The sequence below is a fragment of the Streptococcus sp. HMSC074B11 genome (assembly GCF_001808705.1).
Taxonomy (GTDB): domain Bacteria; phylum Bacillota; class Bacilli; order Lactobacillales; family Streptococcaceae; genus Streptococcus.
The window spans coordinates 1-388 of sequence record NZ_KV794268.1 but is presented as its reverse complement, the minus strand read 5'-3'; the positions used below and the strand labels follow the sequence as shown (position 1 = coordinate 388).

1 protein-coding gene is annotated in these 388 nt (G+C 41.5%); it reads right to left on the bottom strand.

Annotated features, from left to right (window positions below; translation table 11 throughout):
• Positions 1-388 (bottom strand): hypothetical protein (locus HMPREF2619_RS04240; RefSeq protein WP_261673716.1); only part of this gene is annotated, 388 nt, incomplete at both ends.

The window sequence follows — 388 nt, the reverse complement described above, 5'->3', positions numbered from 1 at the left end:
ATATCCTGGAATTGAATTGCCTTCTTTATCTACAAATGTAGTAACCGGTGTTACTGTTGGTGTATATGTTGCAGAAGCTTTTGTTCCGTTCATATCTTCACGAACAACTGTAACAGATGGAGCTGTTCCAGTAAATGATTTCTCAGGTACGAGGGTTACTGTTCCATCTGCTGCTACTGTGTATGTACCAACACCTGAAATAGTCTTAGTTGTTGAACCATCGTCAAATGTTGCTGGAACGTCATTATTCATTGGAACACGGCTATCGCCTTCCTTGAATGTTGGTTTACCAGACTGTTCTTTACCTTTTGGTCCAATAGTTGTAGCTGGTTCACCTGTTGGAGTTACTGGTGTCACAGTTGGGGTGTAAGTTGCAGAAGCTTTGGTT